This is a genomic window from Methanophagales archaeon, assembly GCA_021159465.1.
In the GTDB taxonomy this organism is placed as follows: domain Archaea; phylum Halobacteriota; class Syntropharchaeia; order Alkanophagales; family Methanospirareceae; genus G60ANME1.
The window spans coordinates 1-26,331 of the sequence record JAGGRR010000243.1; the positions used below are offsets into that span (position 1 = coordinate 1).

The 26,331-nt window shown below is 45.0% G+C and carries 25 protein-coding genes, 1 tRNA gene and 1 pseudogene; 16 read left to right on the forward strand and 11 right to left on the reverse strand.

Features of this window, described 5'->3' with window-relative positions; all coding sequences use genetic code 11:
* The 5 genes from J7J01_10060 to J7J01_10080 form a co-directional block, all read left to right on the forward strand.
* The coding region (locus J7J01_10060; GenBank protein ID MCD6211203.1) for a hypothetical protein at nt 1-462 on the forward strand (462 nt) is incomplete at its 5' end.
* Nucleotides 453-1,358 carry a carbohydrate kinase family protein gene (locus J7J01_10065; protein ID MCD6211204.1) on the forward strand — a complete coding sequence of 302 codons (906 nt, stop codon included), beginning with the start codon at nt 453-455 and terminating at the stop codon, nt 1,356-1,358. The genes J7J01_10060 and J7J01_10065, both read left to right, overlap by 10 nt.
* A gap of 101 nt (nt 1,359-1,459) precedes the next feature.
* Nucleotides 1,460-1,807: a hypothetical protein gene (locus J7J01_10070; protein ID MCD6211205.1), complete on the forward strand. Its 348-nt coding sequence runs from the start codon at nt 1,460-1,462 to the stop codon at nt 1,805-1,807.
* A gap of 257 nt (nt 1,808-2,064) precedes the next feature.
* The gene (locus J7J01_10075) at nt 2,065-4,680 is read left to right on the forward strand and encodes a tetratricopeptide repeat protein (GenBank protein MCD6211206.1); all 2,616 of its coding nucleotides are present in this window, start codon (nt 2,065-2,067) and stop codon (nt 4,678-4,680) included.
* A 305-nt stretch (nt 4,681-4,985) separates the two neighbouring features.
* Nucleotides 4,986-5,207 (forward strand): hypothetical protein, encoded by a 222-nt coding sequence (locus J7J01_10080; GenBank protein MCD6211207.1) that lies wholly within the window; start codon nt 4,986-4,988, stop codon nt 5,205-5,207.
* 7 nt (nt 5,208-5,214) lie between these two features.
* Here the strand turns inward: J7J01_10080 and J7J01_10085 are convergent, their stop codons facing one another.
* Both J7J01_10085 and carA read right to left on the reverse strand, forming a co-directional pair.
* A complete protein-coding gene (locus tag J7J01_10085; protein ID MCD6211208.1) occupies nt 5,215-5,781 on the reverse strand; it encodes a class I SAM-dependent methyltransferase in 567 nt (188 codons plus the stop codon).
* On the reverse strand, nt 5,756-6,871 hold the full coding sequence (gene carA / locus J7J01_10090) for a glutamine-hydrolyzing carbamoyl-phosphate synthase small subunit (protein ID MCD6211209.1): 1,116 nt from the start codon (nt 6,869-6,871) through the stop codon (nt 5,756-5,758). The genes J7J01_10085 and carA overlap by 26 nt, the downstream gene beginning before the upstream one ends.
* A 96-nt stretch (nt 6,872-6,967) precedes the next feature.
* On the opposite strand from carA, the gene hisH reads away from it, so the two are divergent.
* Nucleotides 6,968-7,576: an imidazole glycerol phosphate synthase subunit HisH gene (gene hisH / locus J7J01_10095; GenBank protein ID MCD6211210.1), complete on the forward strand. Its 609-nt coding sequence runs from the start codon at nt 6,968-6,970 to the stop codon at nt 7,574-7,576.
* Here hisH and J7J01_10100 read toward each other — a convergent pair.
* Nucleotides 7,498-8,094, reverse strand: coding sequence for a hypothetical protein (locus J7J01_10100; protein ID MCD6211211.1), 597 nt, complete (start codon nt 8,092-8,094; stop codon nt 7,498-7,500). The two genes, hisH and J7J01_10100, sit on opposite strands and share 79 nt — an antisense overlap.
* Nucleotides 8,075-8,221: a hypothetical protein gene (locus tag J7J01_10105; GenBank protein ID MCD6211212.1), complete on the reverse strand. Its 147-nt coding sequence runs from the start codon at nt 8,219-8,221 to the stop codon at nt 8,075-8,077. Before J7J01_10105 ends, J7J01_10100 begins: the two co-directional genes overlap by 20 nt.
* Nucleotides 8,222-8,293: 72 nt before the next feature.
* Here J7J01_10105 and J7J01_10110 point away from each other — a divergent pair.
* Nucleotides 8,294-8,460 (forward strand): annotated as a pseudogene (locus J7J01_10110) (transposase).
* A 104-nt stretch (nt 8,461-8,564) separates the two neighbouring features.
* Here J7J01_10110 and J7J01_10115 read toward each other — a convergent pair.
* Nucleotides 8,565-8,684 carry a HEPN domain-containing protein gene (locus J7J01_10115; protein MCD6211213.1) on the reverse strand — a complete coding sequence of 40 codons (120 nt, stop codon included), beginning with the start codon at nt 8,682-8,684 and terminating at the stop codon, nt 8,565-8,567.
* Between the two features lie 75 nt (nt 8,685-8,759).
* Here J7J01_10115 and J7J01_10120 point away from each other — a divergent pair, with 75 nt between their 5' ends.
* From J7J01_10120 to J7J01_10130, 3 genes are all read left to right on the forward strand, one after another.
* Nucleotides 8,760-9,425: an HAD family hydrolase gene (locus J7J01_10120; protein MCD6211214.1), complete on the forward strand. Its 666-nt coding sequence runs from the start codon at nt 8,760-8,762 to the stop codon at nt 9,423-9,425.
* A 167-nt stretch (nt 9,426-9,592) separates the two neighbouring features.
* Nucleotides 9,593-10,693, forward strand: coding sequence for a mevalonate kinase (gene mvk, locus J7J01_10125; GenBank protein MCD6211215.1), 1,101 nt, complete (start codon nt 9,593-9,595; stop codon nt 10,691-10,693).
* The gene (locus J7J01_10130) at nt 10,680-11,993 is read left to right on the forward strand and encodes a tRNA (N(6)-L-threonylcarbamoyladenosine(37)-C(2))-methylthiotransferase (protein ID MCD6211216.1); all 1,314 of its coding nucleotides are present in this window, start codon (nt 10,680-10,682) and stop codon (nt 11,991-11,993) included. Before mvk ends, J7J01_10130 begins: the two co-directional genes overlap by 14 nt.
* On the opposite strand, the gene J7J01_10135 is transcribed toward J7J01_10130, so the two are convergent.
* A complete protein-coding gene (locus J7J01_10135; GenBank protein MCD6211217.1) occupies nt 11,966-13,264 on the reverse strand; it encodes a tRNA pseudouridine(54/55) synthase Pus10 in 1,299 nt (432 codons plus the stop codon). The genes J7J01_10130 and J7J01_10135 overlap by 28 nt on opposite strands.
* Before the next feature lie 111 nt (nt 13,265-13,375).
* Here J7J01_10135 and J7J01_10140 point away from each other — a divergent pair, with 111 nt between their 5' ends.
* The gene (locus J7J01_10140) at nt 13,376-13,858 is read left to right on the forward strand and encodes a cation:proton antiporter regulatory subunit (GenBank protein ID MCD6211218.1); all 483 of its coding nucleotides are present in this window, start codon (nt 13,376-13,378) and stop codon (nt 13,856-13,858) included.
* Nucleotides 13,859-13,862: 4 nt separating this feature from the next.
* Nucleotides 13,863-15,068 (forward strand): cation:proton antiporter, encoded by a 1,206-nt coding sequence (locus J7J01_10145; GenBank protein MCD6211219.1) that lies wholly within the window; start codon nt 13,863-13,865, stop codon nt 15,066-15,068.
* Nucleotides 15,069-15,093: 25 nt separating this feature from the next.
* Here J7J01_10145 and J7J01_10150 read toward each other — a convergent pair whose 3' ends face one another.
* On the reverse strand, nt 15,094-15,603 hold the full coding sequence (locus tag J7J01_10150; GenBank protein ID MCD6211220.1) for an NUDIX hydrolase: 510 nt from the start codon (nt 15,601-15,603) through the stop codon (nt 15,094-15,096).
* 55 nt (nt 15,604-15,658) lie between these two features.
* Nucleotides 15,659-16,054, reverse strand: a complete 396-nt coding sequence (locus tag J7J01_10155) for a 4Fe-4S binding protein (protein ID MCD6211221.1) — start codon at nt 16,052-16,054, stop codon at nt 15,659-15,661.
* Between the two features lie 188 nt (nt 16,055-16,242).
* Between J7J01_10155 and J7J01_10160 the strand changes: the two genes are divergently transcribed.
* A tRNA-Pro gene (locus J7J01_10160) sits at nt 16,243-16,316 on the forward strand.
* 62 nt (nt 16,317-16,378) lie between these two features.
* On the opposite strand, the gene J7J01_10165 is transcribed toward J7J01_10160, so the two are convergent.
* Entirely contained in the window at nt 16,379-17,785 is a 1,407-nt protein-coding gene (locus J7J01_10165; protein MCD6211222.1) for an acetyl-CoA decarbonylase/synthase complex subunit gamma, read from the reverse strand.
* Nucleotides 17,786-17,862: 77 nt separating this feature from the next.
* Between J7J01_10165 and J7J01_10170 the strand changes: the two genes are divergently transcribed.
* Both J7J01_10170 and carB read left to right on the forward strand, forming a co-directional pair.
* The gene (locus tag J7J01_10170; GenBank protein ID MCD6211223.1) at nt 17,863-18,258 is read left to right on the forward strand and encodes a hypothetical protein; all 396 of its coding nucleotides are present in this window, start codon (nt 17,863-17,865) and stop codon (nt 18,256-18,258) included.
* Nucleotides 18,259-18,291: 33 nt separating this feature from the next.
* The gene (gene carB / locus J7J01_10175; GenBank protein MCD6211224.1) at nt 18,292-21,519 is read left to right on the forward strand and encodes a carbamoyl-phosphate synthase large subunit; all 3,228 of its coding nucleotides are present in this window, start codon (nt 18,292-18,294) and stop codon (nt 21,517-21,519) included.
* Nucleotides 21,520-21,563: 44 nt separating this feature from the next.
* On the opposite strand, the gene J7J01_10180 is transcribed toward carB, so the two are convergent.
* Both J7J01_10180 and J7J01_10185 read right to left on the reverse strand, forming a co-directional pair.
* Complete coding sequence (locus J7J01_10180) at nt 21,564-22,955, reverse strand: CCA tRNA nucleotidyltransferase (GenBank protein MCD6211225.1); 1,392 nt, start codon at nt 22,953-22,955, stop codon at nt 21,564-21,566.
* 4 nt (nt 22,956-22,959) lie between these two features.
* Nucleotides 22,960-24,177, reverse strand: coding sequence for a 3-dehydroquinate synthase II (locus tag J7J01_10185; protein ID MCD6211226.1), 1,218 nt, complete (start codon nt 24,175-24,177; stop codon nt 22,960-22,962).
* 446 nt (nt 24,178-24,623) lie between these two features.
* On the opposite strand from J7J01_10185, the gene J7J01_10190 reads away from it, so the two are divergent.
* Nucleotides 24,624-26,000: a hypothetical protein gene (locus J7J01_10190; protein MCD6211227.1), complete on the forward strand. Its 1,377-nt coding sequence runs from the start codon at nt 24,624-24,626 to the stop codon at nt 25,998-26,000.
* The last annotated feature ends 331 nt before the right edge of the window (nt 26,001-26,331 follow it).

Here is a 26,331-nt window from a genome sequence, read left to right on the forward strand (position 1 = left end):
ACACCCCGACCAAGAGTCGCCGGTGGCGGTGGCGGCGGCAGAGCACCCCTTGATAGTGACGACGATGGCATTACAGATATTATGGAGATGCTTAAGGATACCAACCCCGAAGATCCATGTGATCCAAATCCAAAGTGTGTAGCATGCATGGCTTCTCGACCAACAACTCCCACTGCACCTGCTTCTGTACCATCCTCTGAGGAGGTATGGGTACCGGGACTGAGTCCGAGTCCTGTACCAGTAACTACACCAACCCCAAGACTATCAGGGTTAACGCCCACATCTGTGTTCCCGATATTCGATAGTCTGTCTAGAACGATACTCATAATTGTGGTAATTGCTGCTGTGATCACACTCATGTTCATCGTTGCTTATCTTTATAGTAGATATAAAGAGACAGAAGAGGGAGGTATCGGTAAGAAAGAGAAGTTTAGTAAGAAAGAGAAGATTATATGGCGCTGAAAGAAGTGATTGGCATCGGTGCTTTAAATTACGATGTCCTGTATGTTGTGGAGCGGATAGCAGGACCAGGTGAAGAGGTCGGCATCATAGATATAAATAAGGCACCAGGTGGCTCAGCCGCAAACACAATCGTTGCTCTGGCGCGGCTTGGTGTTGATACTGGCTTTATTGGCGTGCTTGGGAATGATAATGAGGGCGATATAATTCTCAATACATTCAGGAAAGAGGGCGTTGATGCCGTGATAAAGAGGATTAATGGCTGTACAGGTGCTGCAATAGGGTTTATAGATTCTAAAGGAGAGAGAACTCTCTATATCTATCCCGGTGTGAATGATGAACTTCGTATCAATGATATAGATATGGAGTTTGTAGCGAATTCTAAATTTGTACACATGAGCTCTTTCGTGAATCGAGCACAACTGGAGATGCTATGCGAAGTGGCAACGCAACTGAAAGAATCGAAATCGAAACTCAGTTTCAGCCCCGGAATGCTATGCTCTAAGTATGAACTCGCCGATTTGTACACTATCATAGAACGAAGTGAAGTGGTCTTCCTCAGTGAGAATGAGTTAGAATCGCTGGTATCGGGCGACATTTATGAGCATCGTGCTTCTAAGCTACTTGATATCGGTGCATCCATTGTATGTGTCACACTCGGTGAGCGAGGTTGTTATGTAGTGAATACAGCGGCTGAATCGTATCTGGTGGAAGCATATCCGACAGCCGATATCGTGGACACAACAGGCGCGGGTGATGCATTTGCTGCCGGGTTCCTGTATGGACTTCTTCATAGCAAGAGCATATACGAGTGTGCCCGAGCCGGTAATCTACTGGCTTCTTACTGCATTCGCAGATACGGCAGTAGAGATGGATTGCCTTATTCACTCACGCTTTAGTTTCTTGTTCCAAGCCCGCCTTTAGAAATAAAAGGGGCGAAAATAGATTATAGATTGAATTACCACCTACTTGAAAATAGAGATGTCATCTTTTTACTCAAATGGAACTCGCGACACTCTTTTTCTGCAAATGCGCTGATTTATACTTAAAAAGAGAAGCGATAATTGCTTTTGTAATGCCGAGGAGCGTTTTAGCAGGAACAATCCATCACATGAACTTTAGAAAGTTTAGGAAGCCCTTTATAAGGTTAATTAAAATAATTGACTTAGAAGAAGTGACTCTTCTTTTTAACATGCCTTCTTATGTATTAATTGGATTAAAAGATGGCAAAACTAAATACCCCGTATTATCAGAAAGGTATATTGGCGAGTTAAAGGGGGATGCGATTCTAAGAAATCGCGTACCAAGCTGGCGGTCATCTCTTTTGTGTTCATATCCACCCCATTAGAAGTAGAAGATATTTAAAAATAGTGATAAGTTATGGCACTTTACTCTTAAATTCCTAATTCCTAAGTTAAAACCGGAAATGAATTTTGTCCGGGTTTTGGGGATTGAAACAATTGATGTGATGATTGTTTATAATATTCAGGCAAGTAATCTTTATGAAAAATAACAATAAAACCTATAAGAAACCCTCATGGGATGGTGAGATTCATGTCTAATCATAATCTCGGGGAAAGACTTGAAAAAATAAAGGAATTTTGCATGCGAAAACTACCTTATATACACTCTCATGGTCTTTTCAGATATTACACTGTCCACAGTGTAGGGCATTCAGAGGCAGTAATCAAAATACTGAATGAACTTACCGAAGGTGTGAATCTAAGTGAATATGAGAATTTCTTGCTGAAATGTGGCGCTTGGCTCCATGACATCGGGATGTTAATGCGGGAAGGAGAGGATATTAATAATCCTGAAATTTGCAATAGAATCAGGAAAGAACATCACAAGCGAAGTGCTGAACATATCAGCAAGCATTGGAGAGAAATAGGGTTAAGTGATGAAACAGAAGCGACAATTATTCAATGGATTTGCTATGCTCACAGCAGTAAGGAGGATATAAATAAAGTTCCTGAGGAAATTCATGCCGCAAGTGAGAATGTTCGCACAAGACTTTTAGCAGCATTGCTCAGGCTCGCGGATGCCCTTGACTGCGGTAAGAATCGCTTACCCCCAGAAGAATACAGACATCTACCACAAATCCCGAGGGAATCCCAAGAAGAATATTGGAAACACGAAATAGTGGAGAAAGTTGAGATAAAAGGAAGCGAGATATATGTAGAAATGCTCCTGAAATACAAAGACCATAAGGAAAACAATGTCGCAGATAAAGTGAAAGAGAAAATTGAAGAGGAATTGAATAGTGTAAGAGATGTCCTTGAGCAATATAATTTGCATTTTGAACTTGATTTTAATGTTAATGAACCCCCTGAGCTTGAAGAAAGACCTGCAATAAGAACAATAGAGGCGTATAAGCGTGTGAGTAATGAAGATGAATTGAAGAATGTAGTTGAAGATGATAGATTTTTAGAAACGCCCTACAAGAAGGGATTTCATACATGGGAAGAGTTTAAAACAACCGTATATAATTATTATGAGTTTAAAGAGCCTTCGGAGGGGCAGATTCTCGCTATACACGGCGATATAGGTGTGGGAAAGACGACATACATGCTTCTTCTTGTTGAGCGTATTATCGAGCGGGGGAAGGGAGAAGTTATATTCCTTAATTCGTACGAATACGAATCATCTATATCACAGGTGGAGCATGAATATAGGAAGTTCATTGTAATTGATGCTCTCGGACATTTGAAAGCGGGTGGCAATGTGAATGTGGAGGCTTTAAGGAATAAATGCGAGAGAATTGTTGATTTTGCAAAGAGAAACCGTGCAAAAATGATTATAACGATGAGAAATCCTGAAAAAGACATTCTTCAGAGAGTTGTTTATGATAGAGGGTTTGAACTGATACCTTATGAAGTAAAACCTGAGGCGGATGATATGCGGAAGATTATTGCGAGCTACATAAAGTATTTCAATGTAAGTATTGCTGGCATTCCTCCAGATGAAGCATGTGAAATGATTGAGAGCGGAAGAATGAGCGAAGTGCTGAACAAAGCGATGCAATTATTGGTTGAGAGGTCAAACAACGCCCCTTTCTACATACGACATTTGATGCATGAACATCACAATAGAACACTCAGCATGGAAGAAATAGAGAGATTGCCAAAAGGCGTTAAGAACATTCTGATGGACACAATAAGAAAATTATTGCGTGGCGATGAAGGTGATATGACTTTCATTAAGCTCTTAATCACAATCTCAAAGCTCAGAATTTTCTCAATATTCCTTTACGATGCTATTTATGAAAGAATTGCACAAAGAGATGAGGCAAAAGAGCAGAAAGAGGCGTTTAAAAAATATATGCAGAGTGAAGGATGGGTATATTCATTATCACAGTATTGGCGAAATGCGATAAATAGTGCGATAGAAGGCGGAATAGAAGATAGAGAACTTGCTGAAAAGTTCCTTGAAGCCTCTTTAGATTTAATGGATGCGAAGGCAGTGATAAGAGAGGAGATAAAAAAGGCTTTTGTTGAAGGAAAAATAAATATGGGGTTCTTCTACCTGATAGCGGATGCTGTTCAAAGTGCACCTGATATTGATATGCTTTTCTTCGCCTATGATTCTTTCAAAAAAGCGGAACATGTTGAAGCTCCTGGAAAGGATATTGCTCGCCTCTCTCTTGCAGCACATTCCTTCTATCTCGGAAATGCTTTATATGAACAGAAGAATTTTGAGGATTCAATCAAGGCATATAGCACATCTCTGAAACTAAATGAATATGCGGGAGCATACTACAACAGAGGTGTCGCTTATGTGGGATTAGGCAAGTATAACAGAGCGATAGAAGATTTCAATAAGGCGATAAAACTGAATCCTGATGATGCGGAAGCATACTACAACAGAGGTCTTGCTTATGTGGGATTAGGCAAGTATAACAGAGCGAGGGAGGATATGCTGCGTGCGGGAAATCTTTTCACGAATGAGCGAAGAATAGAGGATGCAATAACGGTTTGTGAGGTGATGTTCAAATTCAATATAGGAGAGGAAAGTGAGCGTGTGATTGCAGGACATATTCGGCTATTGCATTCTTATATTTCAGGGAGTGTTGAAAAGGGATACATGGATGAGGAGGTTTTAAGAAATGCAGTTGAGCGTTTAAAGAGGAGAGAAGAGAGTAGATGGCTTATTCATATTTTTTCAGCGTTGATGCAAATGTATAATAAGATGCGTGACGGAAATAACAGCAGGAGGGCATAAAAGCTTATGAGGAAACACGGAATATTCACAGAAATTCTTAAAAAATACCTCCTCCAGTTCACGCAGCCTCCCAGAGGTCTCTGTGAATGTCCGCCTGCAGGTCTTGCACTGGTAACGCTGGACACCTTTACAGGTCTCACCGTTCTTTTTTTATGTTCTGTTGCTGCTATATGTCTAACAACATTTAAAAGTGAGACTACCTAAATATAAGAAGAGACAATAAATATACTGGATGGTACAAGTACAAATACAAACGACTAAATAAACGAACACAGCTCCGCAATCCGTAATCCGCAATACGATAGATGAGCGAAGAAGATAAGCTTGGGAATAAGAATAAGGGCAAGGACAAGGACAGGATAGTAGAAGCGATAATGTCGGACCTGGGACTCGAGGGAGAGAGTAAAAAGCGATTGCTTGCGAAGCTCGTGGAGCAATATGGTTATGATGAAGCGAAAGTGAGGTACAGAGCAAAACGGGTCTTTATCACTGAGCGTTACAAGCGTAAATCCACCGATATTCGTTAATGTTAATTTACCGGAATGACTTTATTTTTGACTTCTTCAACACATAAACATTCATTGCCGTACCGATATACTCTTCCAGCACGCCAAACGAACTCAGTTCCTTCTTCAACCACTCGAGATCAACGGCTTTAAAACTGCTGGAGCCATGTATCCGGTGAAAGCCCACAGTATTCAATTCCGCAATAATGACTTTATCTCGCGCCACTCTGCATGCTTCACTCACAAACTCGCCTCGCTTATCCGGCTCTACATGATGCAACGCGCCATAGCTGATCACCGCATCGAAACTTGCATCACCGTAACGAAGAGATGTCGCATCTCCGAGCTCATAAGTTATCTTATCCGCTACTCCTTCCGATTCCGCATCCCGTTTCGCATCCCTCAATGCCGATTCCGAAATATCTATGCTGGTAACCCTGCAATTGAAATCCCGAGCTGCAATTATCGAAAGCTGACCTACACCTATATCAAGTATATGCTTCCCACGCAGCCCCAGGTGTTTTAAAATCTCTTCCCGCTTTATCAAGCCCTCTGCATCTTCTATCATATCATCTGCCCACTCGCATGAGTTCATCAAAGAATATCTTCTCGGTATCCCATGGACCTGGACTCGCCTCTGGATGGTACTGGACGCATTTAATACCCAGATAGGACTCCTCGAAAGCTTCTACCGTGCCGTCATTGGCGTTTATCTGCGTCAGCTCTACGATACCGTCCATCGAATCTTTATCAACTGCGAATCCATGATTCTGCGCGGTTATGTATACACGAGCGGTTCTAAGGTCCTTCACCGGCTGATTCGCACCCCTGTGCCCGAATTTTAATTTATACGTGTCGCAACCCAGAGCAAGAGCAATTACCTGCAGTCCGAGACATATCCCGAAGATAGGGATTGTACCCGCGAGCTCTTTCACCACGCTCATCGCACTCTTTGCCCGCTTTGGGTCGCCAGGTCCGTTAGAGAGTAATAAAGCATCAGGCTCCAAATTCACTATCTCCGATTTCTTTACAGTAGCAGGAAAGACGAAGATGTCAAAATCACGTTTCCTCAAGCTCTCTATTATGTTCCGCTTCACTCCCAGGTCTATCACTGCTACCCTCTTCCCATTACCCGGTATCCTGTATCCTGTCTTGCATGTAACCCGCTCTATCAGATCCAAGTCTGAGATATCGGGCTGAGCTCTCGCGAGTTCCAGAGCTCTGGCTTTAGCTTCTTCCCTTATCCCACTCTCGGTCTGTGTCTGTGCCTGTGTCTCTTTCTCTGGCTCAACCATCAAACACGCCTTCATCGTGCCGTATCGCCTTGTCTTTATCGTTAACATCCTCGTATCCACTCCGCTGATGGCTGGCACACCTTCATTCCGCAGGAACTCATCTATACCTCGCTTACTCCTGTAATGCGATGGAGAATCACACATCTCCCGGACCACAAAGCCCTCTACCTTTATGCTATCTGATTGGAATCTGGCACCGCTGACACCATAATTACCAACAAGAGGATATGTGAGCATCAATATCTGCCCCCTGTACGAGGGATCAGTAAGCGCCTCTTCGTAGCCCGTAAAAGGCGTTGCAAACACGAGTTCCCCCAGTGCTATACCCTCTGCACCCCAGCCCACACCCTCCACCACTGTTCCATCTTCAAGTGCTAGGATCGCCTTCATAGCTCAATAGTATCAGAGAGTCACATTTGAATAAATATTTCTTTTGCTAAAGCTCTTCTTTCTAAGAAGAGGGTAAGAATAAGGTGTGAGTATAATATGATTGCAATCATAGATTATGGGATGGGGAATCTATTCAGTATATACAACGGGCTGAAGAAGGTCTGTAACCATGCAGTTCTTATTAGTGAGGCTGATATTGGCAGCTTAAGAGAAGCTGATGGTGTTATTATTCCCGGTGTAGGCGCGTTTGATGATGGCATAAGGAACTTAAAGCCGTTCTCAACGGAGTTGTTTAGGCTTGTGGAATCTGGTGTTCCGGTGCTTGGGATATGTATAGGTATGCAGATCCTATTTGAAGAGAGCGAAGAGGGCGAAGAGAAGGGACTTGCACTCATCCCTGGGAGAGTGGTTCGTTTACCGTCTTACGTGCGGGTGCCACACATGGGCTGGAACAATCTGCATCTGCACCGTCACTCAGAGCTACTGGAAGGGATTACCGAAGCGGATTATTTCTATTTCGTGCATTCTTATTATTGCGTGCCTGAGAATGAAGCCAGTATAATTGCATCAGTAGAATACGGCTTACAGTTAACTGCGGTGGTGAATAATAGCAATATCTACGGCGTTCAGTTCCATCCCGAGAAGTCATCACGTAAGGGACTGCTCATACTGGACAATTTCGTACACCTCATTTGCAGATCATAGATATAGACATAGAATGGCACATCCTCGGGTGGATTCGCCACATGCCCGATACGGGATAATTGCAATGAATCATCCATGAGTTGTTCCATCTTCGCTGCTGCATTATCTATAAAATAAAAGTCTTTAACCACCCTCTCACGGCCGTTCTCCTTTAAATCGTCGTGCAACATGGATTCAAAACCCCGGATAGCAAGTAGAGGAGCGCGAAGGTCGTGTGATAGCGTATAGATGAATCGTTCCTGTTTGGTATTCTTAGCCTTCAGTTCGTACATCAGCTTCTTCTTATCATCCTCCGTCTGCATTCGCTTCCATGTCTCCAGTGTTGCTTTTATAGTACTCCATAACCGGTCCTTTGTGTGGTGGTCTTTTGGGATATAATCAATAACACCATTGTGAATTGACTGGACAGCAATATTTTCACTACCAAACCCTGTGAGCATGACTACCGGTGCTATCTTACCCTGAACAATCTCACGAAGCCACTCCATGTCCGATTTGCTAAGCATCATTATGTCCATAAATATCCTTGAGATCCCCCATGTCCACTGGCTTCTTCACGTAGCCTGGGGCTTGCAGGTGATAGCCATCTATGATATCCCGCTTGGAATCAGATGTCGTCAGGATAACCACGAGAATCTTTTTCAAAACTTCGTCTTTTGTATTTGTATAGCTACCCGTACCCTATATCTTTTTTGATCAAACTTTCCTGAAGTTTGAATCAGGAACGGTATGGGAAACTGGTATACGTGCATGCTTTTATCCACGTATGGAGCCAACAAACAATCTCAGCGAGCAGTTTATCAGGGAACATGTGCTCATGCGGAAGATCATGGGTACGTTTTAGATTGGAGATTGGTGCTGAATATTACCAATACATCGCTTCTAAGCACGCATTCGTCCCGAACAAAAGAGCCGAAGAGGAGCACACGCTTCACTTCCGGATGCTTTTCCTCTATCTCCTTCAGATATCCCCTGAGCGATTCTTCCACTAACTTCTTAATCGAAGTATCTTATCCCCACATTCATAATCGCCATCCTCAAGATCATGCCTGGCATGCTCCAGGTCTCTCTTTGCTTGTCTTAGCCAATATTCTTCTCTTGTTGCCATTTCCTCTGTTACAACCTTAACTTTAATTTATAGATAACTAACATACAATAATATAAGAAAGAACTGTATAAGCGGATGATAGAAGCAGTGTTGTTCGACCTCGACGGTGTAATAATAAACTCATTTGAGAGCTGGTACCGGGCATTTAATGCGATGCTAAAGAGATACAAGAGAGAAGAGATAAGCAGAGAGGATTTTAAGGCAAAATGCTGGGGTCCGGACCTGAGGCATAACCTGGACGCGTGGAACCTTGGTGAGGAAGCCGGACTTTATTGTATAGGTAAACAACTGGAGCTGGTAGAGCTTATAGAGCTGTTCCCTGATGCAAAAGAGGTCTTGAGCCGCATAAAACATAAATTTAAGGTTGGACTGGTAACGAACACGCCGAAAAAGAACGTTGCCAGGATACTGGAGCACTTTCAGCTCGCAGACCTCTTTGATGTGGTCATCACTGGCGATGACGTGCACGAAGGTAAGCCAAATGCGGAAATGGTGATAGAGGCGTGCCGCAGACTGAAAGTGAAGCCTGAGAATGCGATACTCGTGGGTGATACCGAAAGTGACTTTCAGGCAGGCAAATCCGCTGGTTGTACTGTCATAGGAATAGGAACAGGAACAGGAGTAGGAGCAGGAGCAGGAGTGGATACGAAATCATGCGTGAAGACAGACATAGAGATAGACATGCACGTAGAGACGCTCAATGAGCTGTTGTCTCTCGCCCCTCTCACCCTGAACCGCTGAGTAATTGAATTGCTGTCCAGCATAGTATAGTGTATTTCCGATATTTGCGTCTCTTCATGAATGAATATCTCAATCTTTATTCTTTAGTTTCTTGTTGCCACTTCCTCTATCGCTATCAATATTTTATTTTATATCAGCGAGTCAAACATAAGTTAGTTAATGGCAAAATGAAGATAAGGGCATCAGTGCCTGCAAAGGTGATACTGTTTGGTGAGCACTTTGTAGTCTATAATAAACGGGCACTTGCAACCGCGTTAAACTTACGACTCACTGTTGAAGTCTCTGGTAGGGGTAAGGAGAAGAGTGGCTATCATCTCTACGTTGAGAATATACCCTCTTTCGGGTTCCAGCTGGAATTGGCAAAAGGAAAGGGTGAAGGAGAGAGGAAGGCACAGCCATTTATAGATTATGAAGGTGCATCAAGCGCTATTGCGTATGTCAGAGGAGCAATTGAGTATCTTGAAGCGAGATATGGTATAGATGGGGGTGTAGAAATAAAAATAAAATCTGATATCCCGCTTTCTGCCGGTTTGGGCTCTTCTGCTGCAACTTCTGTCGCCACCATCGCCGCACTCAGGAGATACTTTGGAGTGGATAGTGATAGTAATAGTGGAGAACAAAATCCAAATCTGGAAGAGATAAGAGAGGAGGCACACCATGTAGAGAAAGCGGTTCAGGGTAATGCCAGCCCTGTGGATACCGCTATTTCGACCTATGGGGGCTACGTACTGATAGAGAATGGCAAAGTGAAGCGTTTATATCTGCCAGAGATAGACCTGATTATAGGCACTATCGGCTGTATCCCGATGAGTGTGAGCGTTGAGCGAATATCAGAACTGAGTCTGAAGACGAAGAAGCTCGTTGAAACTGTTAAAACACGAAGAGAAGCATTTAAAAAGATATTTGCGCACATCGCCAACGCCTCTGATGAGATAACTAAAGATGCAATTATGGCACTGGAACAGCATGATATTTATCGCCTCGGTAGCTTGATGGATATAAATCATGGCTTGCTGGATGCCATAGGGGTCGTTCCTCGACGGTTAAGTGAGCTGGTGAAGCTATCACAGGAGTTGGGTGCACCTGGAGCGAAGGTGACAGGTGCAGGTGGTCTGGAGGAACTGGGTGGTGCAGGCTCTGCTATGGTACTGCCGCCGCCAGGCGACTCAAAGGAGTTGATGAAGATAAAAACGGCTATGGCTCTTACTGGCGCACTCACGATGGTTTTGAAGACGAACGCAAAAGGGTTGATTGTTGAATCAGTTTGAGATGGATGATATTATCCAGCATCATGGCTCAAGAGCAGGCGGAGATGCAGATGCAGGAGTAAAAGTCCAGGTCCACATAGAAACCTTTGGCTGCACTGCAAATGCCGGTGATACGCAGAAGCTGCGTACTATATTGAAGAGGGGTGGATATCAACTGGTAACAGACTATAACAAAGATAAAGCCGATTGTGTCATCGTGAACACATGCACAGTGACGAAGCGGACGGAACTGAACGTGGTGAAGCGGCTGGAGGAACTGAAGAAGCAGGGCAAGCAGGTAATCGTAGCTGGCTGTATGGCTGCGGCACAGCCTGAACTGGTGAAGAGCATTCTGGGTGAGGATACAATCATGATAACGCCCGAAGAGCTATATCCAATTATGGATTTTAATTTTGAATTTGATAAAAGCTCCTCTGTGGTTGGTATAATCCCGATAGCAATGGGCTGTTCTGGAGAATGCACCTATTGCATTGTGAAAAGAGCGAGAGGGAGACTGAAGAGCCAGAGTCCTGATAGGATATGCAGAGCCTTAAAGTCCGCGGTGGCGGCTGGTGTAAAAGAAATAAGAATAACCGCCCAGGATTGCGCCGCTTACGGGTTCGATCGCATGGATACGGCTGTGAAACTACCCGAGCTACTGCAGATGCTGACCGAAGTAGAAGGTGATTTTAGACTTCGTATAGGTATGATGAATCCTTTCACACTACTCCGCATCATAGACGAGCACGAGCTCCTTGAGGCTTTTGAATCCGATAAGGTGTTCAAATTCTTTCATATACCGGTTCAGTCGGGCTCTGATAAGGTGCTAAGCGATATGCGCAGGAATTACAAGGCCGCTGACTTTATAGAGATAGTGAGGAGAATAAGGAGGCGATTCCATTACTGCACCATCTGTACAGATTTTATTGTTGGGTTTCCAACAGAAGGTGAGGACGATTTCCAGGCATCAATGCAGCTACTGGAGGAAATAAAGCCGGAGAAGGTGAACATTACGCGATTCTCACCACGACCAGGGACAGAAGCATCGAAGCTTAAGGACATGCTGGCTCGCGATAAGAAGATAAGGTCACGAATAATGTCAGCCACTTATCACAGGATAGCACTTGCAGCTAATAATCAATTGTTAGGAGCGGAACTACCGGTTCTGGTTACGGAACGTGGAGATAAAGGCGGTGTAATCGCCCGTGACCCATCTTATAAGACGATAATAATAGAGGAGGATTTGCCGCCCGGTTCCTTCCATAAAGTACGGGTTAAGGATGCAAGGAGCTCTTATCTGGTTGCCACTGTGATTTCATGATTCGTGTCCAGTTCTACATCTATCACATCCAATTCCTTTACTTCCGCTTCTATACCTGTACCTGTACCCAGCAAATCGCTGAGGTTCGGTCTTGTTCGTCCTTTATCTCCTGATATTAACTCCTTTACGTATAATCCTCCATCACATTTCACTTCCAGCTCGCATGTAGAACCACTGTAGTTTAGCAATTTCATCTCATATATTCGCCTGCTGCGTATCAAATCCGCTCTACGATGCACCACCCTCGAAGGTGTCCTCTGCTCTATCACTGCTCCATCAAGCTCTTGCACCGCTTCTCTCAATTTCGCCTCGGTCACTGCTCCTCTTAGCTCTACCAGCATTCGGTAGGTCTTCCTTGCACTCGTATTCTTTATCAGTGCAACCATCTCTCTATTTACATACTCGAGATTGGTGACTTCCAATTTGGCTCTGTTCTCTTCGTTCACCTTATCTTCTAATGCTCGCAAATCCACTCGCTGCCGCCGCTTCGGCTCTCTCAGCTCCACCACAAACGGACGACCTGAGCCGAGCATTCGAGCATCTATATCCTCCCTTCCACAACCGTGCAGTATCACATCCTTAGCTCCGTACACATCTATAATAGAGCTTTTTATCAATTCCTCAACCGATTCCGCATACATCTTACCGGTGAAATTGCATCTCTCACAGCCCTTACCATGACATTCACGGCAAAACCATCTCGTCTGCGGTATTCCCCGCCTGTACTTCCTGTATCTCCCATAGATGAACAGAGGCTTCACCTGTAACTCAACATTAAAATCACCGCTCCACAGGTTCAATATCACAACAATTTCGGGCGTATCAAAATCCACCTTCTTCCCTGTCTCATGCTCTATCCTCTTACCCACCTCTCTGTTCAGCTCCGCTTTCAATGGCTCGGCAAATAGCGCTCCTGCTATCTCCCACATCAACTCCTCGTTCTCCATGAGCATCCCGCTCATCTTCGTACCCACCAGAAAAGTATCGTATTCATACTGTTTCAGCTTCGCCAGTGCTGCTCTTACCCATTCATCCAGATTGTCATTCTCAAATAGACCGTTGCACAGCCAGCATTTGCCACTCTCTATCTCTTCACCAACCTCCCTTAGTATCTCTTTCAATACCTCACCGCGTCTCTCATTCGATACGTCAGAAGAGACCTTTGCAAATTGTCTACCAAGGCAGTGATTGCAGATGGGACCTGGACTCTCGTGTATTATCTTCTTAGCTATATCTATTATCTCCCTCTTCTCTAACTCTGCCCTCAGCATCTCCTCTTTCTCTTAACCCCTATTAAAATATCTCAAAGCGATAGATAAGTTTGAAATTAGAACATGGATTAATAATTAAAAACAGGTGTGGTGTGGGTGTGGGTGTGATAAATGCGAATCTCTGAAATTCCCGAGATAGGCACTAAATATGAGATAGAAAGTCCAAAAGGCGATAAAGTAGCGGTCATATTTTTAACGTCCGGTGAGATAGAACTGTATGTATTAGAAGCGGGGGCTGAGAAGCCTTCGGTTACAAGGCTGACCCCTGAAGAAGCACGGCGTGTCGGAAGTGTTTTGACCGGAGCGATGCTCACAGTGGAGCGCGAGGACGTTGAGGTCTCGTTCTCCGAGATTTCTGACCTCAGAATAAACATCCATGTATGCCCGGTAACAAAAGGTATGGTAGGAAAGAGCATCGAGGAATTGGCTATCAGGAAGAGGACGGGCGTCACAATAATAGCTCTATCGAGAAGGGGACAGAGCATCATCAGCCCGCCACCGGAAACGGTCTTCGAGGAGGGGGACCTGATAGTGGTGATAGGTGAGCGAGAGCAGATAAGGGCATGTGTGGAGGAGATTCTGGGACAGGATTAGATAAATGACCTTTATGGTGGACTTAGCTATTGTAACGGTCTCCTGCTTAGCTCTTGGACTGGCATCGAAATATCTAAGACAAGCTGCAATCCCTGCGTACATAATCGCTGGAATAATCTTCGGGAAGAGCGGATTCAACATCATCTCTACTGAAGCGTCATACGACCTCATCCAATGGCTGGGTAATGTCGGTGTAATCCTCCTGATGTTCTACATTGGTTATGAGTTCAGGTTCAACTTCAGGGGCATAAAAGAGCAAGGGAGGCTTTTTGCAGGTTGCACAGACTTCGGTGTGAACTTCATCGCAGGATTTGCGCTCGGACTCCTCATTGGCTTTAGCCTATTAGAGGCGTTCATACTCGCATCTGCAGTTTACATTACCAGTTCTGCAATTGCCATCTCCTCGCTGATAGAGAACAAGAGGCTAATATATCCGGAAGCAGAGACCGTCGTGTGGCTGATGGTATTCGAGGACATAATACTGACAATCCTGCTTGTGGTGCTGACTTCCATTAAGTCCGGCAGCATCGGCAAGATCCCCATATGTTTAGTAACGACTTTGCTGCTCATTATATTCACCTTGATTCTCATCAGAAGGTTGAGCAACTTCATCTCACCTCTATTTGAGCGTGATGATGAGATACCAATACTGCTTATTTTCGCACTAATATTCGGATTTTCGGCATTTGCACATCTCATAGGTGTTTTGCTACACTGTCATATCCCCGAAGTGATTGTTGCGTTTTTTCTTGGATCTGCGGTTTCTGGAGTTAAATCTTCCAGGAAGCTCTTTGAAGCCACCATATCATTTAAGCACTTATTCCTCACCATTTTCTTCTTCTCCTTTGGAATGCTGTCCAAATTCCAATTTGCAACATTGTCCTCGGTACATTTTATCCTCGCACTTCTCGCACTCCTAACCATCTCCATTTTAGCAAAGTTCGCCAGTGGCGCACTTATTGGGAAGCGACTGCATGGTTCGCTGGAAACGGGATTAAGGATTGGGGCATACACAACGCCAAGGGGTGAGTTTTCAATTGTGCTGCTGGCTGTGGTAATCGGACCGGGACCGGAAATGATGAGTTATGAGCTTTTAGTCTCGCTTGTCGTGGCTTACGTAATTATTCTTTCAATCGTGGGCTCGAGCTTCGCCAGGCATGGTGATAGAATAGGCAGGGTAATTGCACAGACCATCAATAAATTGATTTAGAGGAGAAATCTGAAGACAAAAGAGGTTATCTCAGTGCCATCAATATGCCTATGAGCGTCTTGCCATCTCTCAACTCACCTCTACTTATCATATCCTGTATACTGTCCACGGGAACAAACCGAACCGTAAGTTCAGGCTCTGGATCTGAAACCCTCTTCAAATCGCCAGCCTTGAAGATGTGAATCACCTCGCTACTGACACCAGGCGAGGGGAAGAACTCTATCAGCTTATCCAGCGTCGCAGCCTCAAATCCCGTCTCCTCTATTAACTCACGTGCTGCACACTCCTCTGGCGATTCGTCTGCCTCAATCGTACCCGCGGGTATCTCCAGCGTCATGGTCTCCACCGCTTTCCGATACTGCTCCACCATCAATATGCCCTCACCACTCATCGCCACAATAGCCGCCGCACCGGGATGTACTACTATCTCTCGCCTCTTTGTTCCTCCACCAGGGACTGAGACGGTATCAACCCGAAGTTGAATGATTCTACCCCTATATACCGTTTCACTCCTAAGTGTCTCCTCTTCTGTCATTATTCTTAATATCTATCTCGAGATTTAAGAAAGAAGCCAGATTTAAAATTAAAAATTAAGATTGATTGCTAACGGAAGCCAGAGCGCCCATGGGGCATGCTCTTACGCACACATCACATTTGATACACTTCTCCTCATCCAGATTTAGCCGCCATGTATGATCGAACTTGAATACATGCGATGGACAAACCGAGATACAGGCGCCACAATGGATACATTTATCCTCATTCCAAGCGATCAGTTTCACTAATCTGCGTACTTCCACACCTTTTTGCTTGAATAGTTCCACTACACGGTCCACCTTCTCGCGAGGAACATCAATGATAAGTTCACCTCGCACTGCATCCACATACGCGCGGTCTATATTCATTTTCGCTCCTGTCTCAAGTATTACCTCCGCCGTATTCGGTACGCCATGTAAATGCGGCGGGAACCGCAGTTGCAATTTCATAGGTTCCTCTTACTCTACGTCTATGCTATAGATTCTTATTATAAAAAACAAACAGAACTTGAGAATGCGAAGGGAAGAAAGGAATAAAGGAAGCGAAAGGATCGTTTGACGGGAGAGCGAACTATTCTTGCATTGATTTTTATGAAGACAAAGGCTAATTAATATATTTATATCGTGAATTATTAAAGGGGGCAGTAGGGTAGCCAGGTTATCCTCGTGGCTTTGGGAGCCATGGACCCCAGTTCAAATCTGGGCTGCCCCATCAAACTTTCTTTCAAAAGGAAGTTTGATAGAACAGTTTTTCTTTTCTAAAAAGAAAAAGCATTAAGAGAAAGTTTCCGGGGGCCAATTCTTATCCATCCAGCCGGGAATCCTGCCACTGTCTCTTGGTCCGACGAGCACAGTCCAACCTGTGATATCCTCTGTCTCGCCGGATAATCGTGCTGCAAGTCCTGGCAATACCATTGTCTTGTGCTTGACTTTACTCTCCACATTATGCGCCTCTAATGTCTCTTTTATCGTATCCGCTGTGAACTGCCCTCCCGCAACTGCGGATTCCACACCCATCCCATCTGTATCCACAACCATCAGATAAGAGTCTATCTTATTTGATGATATATCGCTCTCCACAGTATAATAAGTCAATGCGAAATTGGTAGTAACGAAGAGCGGCGATTCAGGACCTGGACTTCCTATCTCTCTCAGCCCTGGCTCCACACTCACAGGACGCCTTGGATCTGTATACATATTGGCAACCAGTGTTCGCTCGGTTATCAATGCGTGCGGTTCTATTGAGTGCATGATCATTATATCAGCATATTTTATGATGAAAAGACAGGCGATCATTGCTTCCCAATAAGAGGTATACAGTGCATCCTCATGTACCATCCATGCAGTCATTGGCACGGCGATCAATGGATAAGCAACTCCCCTGTTGCCTTCTTCTATACTTGCACGCCTCAGCTTTACGAAACGTTCAAAAGTACTTTCAAGCCCCTTACCCACGGGATATGTGCCCGGGTCTAACACCAAGCTATCTATACCCTCACGGGAGAAAGTCAATGCCATTCGGGTCAGCATATCAAGATCAGGTGAGTATAACGTAACAGGCACCTTATAATGTGTTGCTATACGCAGCATTTCACTCCAGTTCGCCTCATTCGCGGCATACAGTAATGGATTCCTCTCAGGGACCTCTTTCAAACCCTCTTCCAGTATCTTGGGCTCGAAAGAACAGAGCACAAGAGGTAAATCTGTTTCCTCAGATACACTTCTTACACACGCTCTATAATGTTCGGCATCACATGAGACTGAGCGAATGGCAATTCCATCCAATCTCAGGAATTCCCCAACATAGAACTTCTTCCAGTCTGTTATTGCCCTCACTCGCGCTCTCAATTCTTCCTCTGGCATCGTGTCCCAGACATCATAGACAAGCGCTGTTCGATTGAAGAATGTGAGTTCATGCCGATGTAAGACGTCCTCGCCACCTATTCTAATCGCGTTCTCTCCTACCCCTATCAGGACTTCACGCACCTCGGGCGCCAGCAATTCTGCTAACTTCTTACCCTTAGCCGCGTATTTTGGCTCAGACAGAGGTGGACACTCACTCAAATTCCTCTTTCGCTCCAGAAGAAGAGATGCAAAGGCTAAGCATGTCTTCTCGCCACATTCCCTGCAATTTGTTCCCGGTAGATACTTCCACACCTCCATCGGGCTACTCAATTTCATCTCTCTCAGCCTATTCTTTACTTACATAGATAGATTGATACTTATATAATAAATATTGCCGATGCTGGAGGTTGCTGATGATAGGAAAGTATAGGAGATACCTGAATACACTGGCTTTATCAGTGGCACTCGCATTTCTGATGCTTTATATAGCTCTTGGTTTGATATTCTTTACGCAACGTGGGAATCCTGTTCCGACGTCATTTACATTGTTGATCTTCGCTATTTCTTTTGTCATCTGCACTGTGTACTACAAAACAAGAGACGGAGAAGCGGTCATGGAATCACTCTTCAGAGGTTTTTTCCTCGCTATTTGCATTACTTTTATCCTGACTGCGGTCATTGGAGGATTGATACTTACAAAGGAAGGCAAAATCCCCGAACTCAATATAATCATCTCCACACTGGCTCTTTGCATGATTATCAGTGTGGTACTTCTCAGTCTCAGGGAATATATCCTTAAATCCACGTAACTACGTATAGTTTTATAGGGTCAGGGAAAGGAAGTGCCAAAAGCGGGAGACATCAGGAAGGTGCTGGTAATAGGTTCGGGTCCCATACAGATAGGGCAGGCAGCAGAGTTCGATTTCTCCGGGTCGCAGGCGTGCCGGGCGTTAAGGGAAGAGGGGGTACACGTAGTACTTGTAAACTCCAATCCAGCAACGATAATGACCGATTTTGAGATGGCAGATGTCATATACATCGAGCCGTTAGTGGCAGATATAGTAGCGAGGATAGTAGAGAAAGAGCGTCCGGATGGCATATTAGCCGGTTTGGGTGGGCAGACTGCACTGAACCTTACGACAGAATTAGCCGAGCGAGGTGTTTTGTCCGATTATGATGTAAAAGTGCTTGGTACACCTTTAGAAGCCATATATAACGCAGAAGAGCGTGAAAGGTTCAAACAGACGATGGAGCGCATAAATGAGCCGATACCTGGCGGTGTAACGGTAAGATCAGTGGAAGAAGCGGAGGAAGCCGCTTCCAGGTTGAGTTTACCGCTCATCATTCGTCCGTCCTACACACTCGGTGGTACCGGAGGAGGTATAGCCCGAACTATGGAGGAATTGAGAGCGCAAGTTGCTTATGGATTGCAAATGTCGCGGATACATCAGGTTCTGGTAGAGGAGAGCGTGCTCGGGTGGAAGGAGATAGAGTATGAGGTGATCCGGGATGCAAAGGATACCTGCATCACAATCTGCAACATGGAGAATATAGACCCAATGGGGATTCATACCGGCGAATCAATCGTGGTCACGCCCTCACAGACGTTAAGCGACGAGGAGCACCAGATGTTGCGTGCCGCGGCGATAAAGATAATAAGAGCTTTGAAAGTAGAAGGTGGGTGTAATATCCAGTTTGCATTGAAGGATGGTGCATACAGGGTGATAGAGGTGAATCCTCGTGTATCGAGGTCATCTGCACTTGCGTCAAAAGCAACGGGGTATCCAATAGCGAGAGTGGCGGCGAAGATAGCTATTGGACTCCATCTGGATGAGATAAGGAATGATGTGACAAGGGAGACACCAGCGAGTTTCGAGCCCGCAATAGATTACGTGGTGGTGAAGATACCAAGATGGCCATTTGATAAATTCCCGGATGCCGATAGGAGATTGACGACCTCGATGAAGAGCACAGGCGAAGTGATGGCGATAGGGCGTACATTTGAAGAGGCGTTACAGAAGGCTATTCGTTCCCTGGATATAGATAGAGACTTCGGTGCTGGGTATGAGGACTGGAGCGAGGCTGAGCTGAAGCGGGTATTGGAAACAGCAACAGATGAGCGGATATTTGTTATATATGAAGCATTGAGAAGGGGCATCAGTATAGAAGAGATAGCGAAACTGAGCGGTATAGACCCGTTCTTCATACATAAGATAGCGAAGATAGTGCAGATGGAATTGAAGTTACAGAGTGGAGAAGCAGAACTCACCGTGGAGCTATTGCGTGAAGCGAAGAGGATGGGGTTCACTGATGCGCGAATAGGGCAGTTAACAGGGCGAACCCGTGAAGCGATACATGACCTGAGAGTATCAAAAGGGGTCATCCCGACGTATAAGATGGTGGACACATGTGCGGCTGAGTTTGAAGCAAAGACGCCGTATTTCTACTCAACTTATGAGACTGAGTGTGAATTGAAACCCTCAACCTCAAAGAAGGTATTGATTATCGGTGCAGGTCCTATCAGGATAGGACAGGGTATCGAGTTTGATTATTGCACTGTGCATGCGGTAAAGGCATTGAAGGAAGAGGGGATAGAAGCACACATAATAAATAACAACCCTGAAACCGTGTCCACAGACTATGACACTTCAGACAAGCTCTTTTTTGAGCCCCTCACGCTTGAAGATGTGATGAATGTGATTGAGAAGGAGAAGTATGACGGTGTGATGGTACAGTTTGGCGGTCAGACATCGGTCAATCTTGCAGTTCCGTTGAAAGAGGAACTTGAGCGGCTGAATATAAATACGCAAATTCTTGGTACCGAGACTGAGAATATAGATATGGCGGAGGACAGAGAGCGATTCAGCAAGTTCCTCCTTCGACTGGGTATCCCACAGGCAGATAGTGGTTATGCGACTTCAGTGGATGAAGCGAAGGGTGTGGCATCGCGGATTGGTTTCCCGGTGCTTGTTCGTCCCTCTTATGTGCTTGGCGGCAGAGCAATGGAGATAGTGCATGATGATGATGAGCTGGAGCGCTACATGAGAGAGGCGGTTCGGGTATCGAAGGAGAAGCCAGTGCTGATAGACAAATTCCTGGAGAAAGCCACTGAGATAGATGTAGATGCAGTATGTGATGGCGAGGAGGTACTGATAGGAGCGATAATGGAGCACATAGAGGAAGCGGGCATCCATTCCGGCGATTCTGCGTGTGTTATACCACCACAGTCGTTATCAAAGGAGGTTATAGAGCTGGTTCGGGATTACATGCGGCGAATAGCGCTCAATTTACGGATAAATGGGTTGATTAACATCCAGATGGCAGCCAAGGACGGTATGGTTTATGTGCTGGAGGTGAATCCACGTGCGAGCCGTACGATCCCGTATGTTGCGAAGGCGACGGGGATACCACTTGCGAAACTCGCCGCCAAGGTGATGCTGGGGCATCGGCTACGTGATCAGGGCATCAAAGAGCGAGAACCGGAGCACAAGCATGTAGCAGTGAAAGAGGTGGTATTACCGTTCATGAAACTGAGAGGTGTGGATACCATTTTACGACCAGAGATGAAGAGCACAGGCGAAGTGATGGGGATAAATAATGGGTTTGATAAAGCGTTCTTCAAGGCAGAACTTGCAGCAGGGAACCCATTGCCTCTGGATTCTAACGCTATGGTATTCATCTCCGTCCGTGACGAAGACAAGGATGAGATAGTGGAAGTGGTGCGGAAATTGAGAGAGGCGGAACTGGCAATCGTTGCAACTGAAGGCACCTCTACCTATCTGAGGCGACGGGGGCTCGATGTAAAGGAGCTGAAGAAGTTGCATGAGGGTTCGCCAAATGTGATAGAGCTGATGCGCACAGGAGAGATAAAGCTGGTAATAAACACAACTACTGACAGACAGTCGTACAGAGATGGATACCAGATAAGACGGGCTTGTATTGATCTCAATGTGCCATACATAACAACGAAGGAGGCGGCGAAGGCGGCTGCATCTGCCATATTAGGTATGAAGAAGAGCGGATGCAGACTTGAAGTAAAGTCAATAAATGAATATTTCGGGATAGAATAAACTACGAAATTTCCTTTAGAATCATCAGGACATGTTCTGTTATATCATGAATAGCCGAAGTAATCGCGGAAGAATAAGCCAATGCCGGTGGAGAATCGTGTCTCCTCTATCCACGATACCTCATAGCCCTCCTCAATCGCCTTCGATACATGCTTGCCCAGACTGCAAGACTTTAACTCGTTCTTCAGTAAGCTCACTACATCGGTATATCTCCGCTTTACTTCCACTACATATCTCCCATCTTCAATGAGAAAAGGTGGCGAATGCTTATTCTTGAACTTCTCTGCGTGTCGTCTGGCAGTAACAGGAGGACCAATATGTTTTTTAATAGCGGGAAGTTGCCAGACAAGCAGTTCAAAGACCATTATCGCTTCATCAGTATCAGTATCAGCATCAGCCGTCACGCCACTTCGGTACACCACGAAATCATTTCGTTCTATCAGTCTCCTGACAGATATTTCTGCTTTCCTTAACTGCGAGAATAGAATGTCCTCCACCACCTCAGGAGCTTTGAACCGAACTACTACGAAAGCAGTACCACGTTCTTTTGCTATTCGCCGAAATTCCGATTCGCTCAGCGGCTTCGGTTCTTTCAACCGGAAGAAATCGTGTGAGGGTCTCGCAAGGAACTCGCGTGCGGCATCTATCAATCTGGAAAAGGAATATAAAGACACAGCAGCAGCAACATTTCGCTTGGGGTCCACGGGGTCTATAACAATCAGTGGCTCATCACCTCTATACTTCCCATGTCCCTCAATATCTATTCTCTCACCATAACGCCATTCTGCGGCATGTTTCAGGAATGAAATGAATGATTGGTATTTCAGTATGAGCAATTCACAGAGATAGCCGGAGAAGCCTTTTCGTCTCTGTTCGGAGCCATAGATACCCAAACAACGCAGAAACTGCTTCAATAATCGCACCTCATCCTCGAGTCCTGACCCTGACAATCTCTGTATTACATATTCGTTATGGAACGGTGTTCGATCCACTGCGGACTTCAATCTGGAGGGGTCTTTCACAGCGAAGCAGGGTACAAGGTCCACTTCGTACTCCCTATCAGCGAAATGGAAGTAAGCATGGATGTATGGATGCGAGGCGTATCTCTCCTCATACCTATCAGATACACTCTTTGCTAACGCAAGTCCTTTCTCCTTTAAATCCTGGTCTGATGTCTCCACAGGGAACATGATAAATATATCTATATCAGCTTCACCACTCACCCATGTGTTCCTGGCAGTGGAGCCAACAGAGATAGCATGGGCGTCTATACCCATCTCCACCGCTTTACTATTCAAATTCGTGATTATCAACTCGGTTAGGGCTTTTACTTCCGCCTGCTCTTTAGCACCCGGTCTTATCTGCTCTATAACCTCGTTGCATATCTCATTCAGAACTTTTGATTTTGCTTTTGCATCCGCTACCGGCACAAACATAAACTTACTTCTCTATCACCGTTTCCTCTACCGCGGTGCCGAAATGCCGCGCAGACTCTGTGAGATGGACAAGGACCTCGTCACCCTCCTTCAGTTCTACGACCGAAATCGGTCTGTCTTTGCCCACTAACTTTATCGTCTCTGCATTTTGTAGTATAATACTGCATCGCCTCTTACTCTTACCCTTGCTATCTGGAATTGGAATATCAACCTCAGCCTCCACGAGCATCAATGGTCGCTTCTCTATCTTCACTCGCCCAACCACCGCTTTCCTCGCTATTCCTTCCTTATTCACAATAAGGACCTCATCGCCTGAGCGCAATTCCGAGAGGTACCTCGTCTTCTCACCTACCAGTATATAGGCATGTACAGCACCAGCATTCACTCTGAAAGGTCTCGCAGCCACATAAGGACTCTCTTCAGACTCGGAATGCACCAGGAACATTGCAAACGACTGAGAACCGATAAGCATTCCCTCACCAGGCGTCATCAGTGAGCAGGTATCCACACAGACCCGATCGCCCATCTCGAGCTCCTTCACGTTTGTCACACGCGCATAAAAGAGCGGAATCCTGCTCATCTCACTCGCATCTCTTATCTCCACCACCCTCTTTATCACGGACGGATCACTGGTATCGAGTAGAACGCCATCGGCACCATATTCTAAAGTTTCAAGCGCTGTCCGTGCCTCTTCCGCATTCTGTACACCCGCTATCACCTTCACCACCTTCCTCTGTAATTCCGCTATTATATTCTCTAATGGTATTATCTTCCAGTCCTTACCTATTACGATAACATAATTGCAATAATCAGAGACATCCACTGCAAATCGTTCATATTTCTTACCCTTTATCTCCACATATGCGGCATTCATTTGTGTACCATAAGTCCTCTTTAAAGCATTATAGACACCAGATTTGTTTATCTCATCTGGAATGGGTTTTGTACCATCTCCTTCGCTCCTCTTGCCGTAGACGATTATATCCGCTTCTTTTCCAACCTCAAAAGGGATCTCATCGGGTACAATAGCAGCCACCTTGATACGGCCTAACTCCTTTACCTTGCTCACATCACTCTCTTCTACCAGCACACCGTCAATACCCGACTCTAAACTGGCGGTGATTCGTGATTTCTTATCCTCCCAGGTTCCCTCATCTGCTTTTATCCATATCTCCTTACCCTTAACTTTACCTTTATCCTTATCCTTGTCCTTGTCGCTCATTCTCACACCCTTCTATTAATTACTACTTATGTTCTTTAGATAAATTTGGGTCTGGTAGTGTAAGGCTCTCTCTTGGCTTTTCATTCATCGAGACATAGTTAAGCCCCTTTCAGGCTTGCAAAGGCACGGACAGAGCTCCACAGCGTCGTTAGCGTGGTAGTCTCCGCTCATTTTGACTATCCTCTAAGGAATTCGTGTCTGATTTTTCCCCAAAAAAAAACGTCAAGCAAATAAACGTTTCCCGCCCATACATCGAGTGGAGGAACGTGATTGGCAAAAATACTATTTATATTTGTGTTCTTCCCCTTCTTCTCCGGATAAATGATTGGAATAATGAAGAATCGAGTTGAATCCATGACATAATAATACTAAAGTTATTTAAATAGGAACAAATATTTACGTTGTAGAGTATAGTGTTAAGATGCAGGAGGTGAAAAAGAGTAAAAATGATGGCTGGAAAATTGGCGGTGGTGGTTTTAGCGATAGCGATATTCATAGGCGGTGTATTCATTGTACCGGGTTCGGCACAGGAGAGTATCGTCAGTGATTATCCGGAATTAAATCCGTTAGTTGACTTTGTTGGAGAGAATGATCTGTCAGTGATGGATTTAGTAGGGTATAAAGCTGCGGAAATGGCGATGGAGGAGTTAGGATTTAGTAAAGGCGACCCCAACGTTCTGGCACTTACTGACGCTGGATATATAGCTAACATTGGCAAGTATAGCTCGGAAAGAGCCCTTAACGGGGTGATGACGACCGCAGGTGTCTCACGAGGTAAGGGGAATTTGGTGAATGTGCATCACGCGTATAATAACCCGCTTTGGTTTGCTTTCTTTGACAAAGATACAGGCGATTGCATCTACCTTGAGGTAAACAATAGCTACCTTAAGCCGTGGTTAGACAGGGAAGCTGCAGGGACAGTTAATCTTAATCTTTCAGAGTTTATGGAGGTCGGTGCAGATGCTTTATTCTCGAAGATTTCCAGAGAGAATATAGATCCAGACAAACTCATCACCGAGGAAGGGGCAAAGGCATGGCATCACAATTTTGATGAGAAAACGTTTGGTGGAAATGAGTTCAGCATTCTCACCATAAGCGCTGTCTGGAGCAAGGGGATAAGTAATGAATTCTTAAGGAGTGCGGAACTACACAATCATATTTGTCCCGGGCTCACGAGTGGTTACTTTATAGCACAGTACCTGAAAGAACACTATCCGCTGGAGAAAGGCGAGAAATGGGTTGTTTGGGCTGTTCCTCCATGGTGCAAGGACGATGCCTTACAGCAGATATTTGACTCCACCGTAGGGAAGAGATGTATGGCTGTAACGTATGTCCCGGACAGTGTCAAAGAAAAGCTCCCGCTTGAGTACAGGAACATAGCGGGGATATACGTAAAAATAGGCAAGACAGGAGAGGCAAAAGCAATAGTCCTGGGTTGTGACTGGGACAAAGTCTGTTCTGACTGTGGATTCGCCAGGAAGGATTTAAAAGATTTTAGCAGCTACAAATGGTGGTGGACCCGGCTCAGAGCGGATGTAGTGCTCATGGAGCATAAGCCTGAGGAATATATCTCCGTGCTTATGGAAAAAGATTTAGGAAATCAAGGCTCGGTTAAAGAGATGAATGCCAGGTGGATGGCAGTGGGCGCAAATCCGCTGGTCGAACTGGGCATCATGCCAGCACCCGGAGCTACCGAGGCACCGGCACAAAAACCAACAGAGAAAACACAAACACCGTCAATTCCTGGACTCTGTGTCATAGCTGCCATAGCTATAGCAGGTGTTGTAGTGTATGCCGCAAGGAGAAGAAAGAAGATATGGTGAAATTGCTAAAAAGTTAAAAATCGTGGAAGCGAGGGAGTAAAGGTAAATGTAAATGTAAAATGTAGCAGTGCCTTCTCCCTTACTTCCCACCTTTCCCTTCTCTTTTTTGTGTAGCTCTTATGTCTTATTCACAAGAAATAATCCCTTTAATCACATCAATCAATCTAAAATCAGAATAATATAACCCCCTCCAAAATGTCACCATTCAACAAGCCTTTGTAGGCTTCCTTTATCCCTGAAACCCGAAGAAATGGCAATGCCAATCAAAACGACACAAATAAAAGCAATTTTTGTCACAGAGGACAGAGTAAATCTAAAAGCCAACGGCTTT